Source organism: Pseudomonas fuscovaginae SE-1 (genome assembly GCF_000364705.1).
Classification (GTDB): Bacteria; Pseudomonadota; Gammaproteobacteria; order Pseudomonadales; family Pseudomonadaceae; genus Aquipseudomonas; species Aquipseudomonas fuscovaginae_A.
In genome coordinates, this window is record NZ_AQOH01000115.1 from 1 (window position 1) to 545 (window position 545).

The 545-nt window shown below is 58.7% G+C and carries 1 protein-coding gene; it reads right to left on the reverse strand.

From position 1 onward, the window contains the following. A partial coding sequence (locus K675_RS0112360) for a BRO-N domain-containing protein (protein ID WP_017903833.1) occupies positions 1 to 418 on the reverse strand: 418 nt, incomplete at its 3' end. Positions 419 to 545: the final 127 nt, after the last annotated feature.

The window sequence follows — 545 nt, forward strand, 5'->3', positions numbered from 1 at the left end:
GCGAAAAATGAGGTAAAGGGGTCATTTTTGGGTTGGCGTTGACACTCGGGGCCTGGGTCCGCGCCGGTTGCGGCTGGTCACGCAGCATCGACAGCACCAGGTGAGTCAGCCACTGGCGCAGGTGGCGGTTCTCCGGCAGGTAGTGATAGACCAGCATCGCGTAGACACCCGACTCGCTGAGCATCAGATGCTCTTCAGCGCCGCTGTTGCCTTGCAGGCTCAAGATACGGCGCTGATCCGGATCGAGCTTGATCGCCTTGCGCTCGTGCCATTCGATGCCCATCAGCTTCCCGACATCGCGGGCGCAGAACCAGGCTTCGTCATGCAGGAGCAAGGCGCGGAGTTTCAGGTGGTGGCGGGTGAAAATATGGGGTTCGAAGCTGATATCGACGTGTATTGCAGAGGTGGGATTTTCCATCTGGCGTAGCTCCTAGATATCGATAGAGAGCTGCCAGAAAAGCCTTCCTACGAGCTTGGGTGGCAGCCGTACGCGGAGTAGGAGATCGTGTCCCAGGACGTGGTGTAACTCATCATGGCTCTGGCCA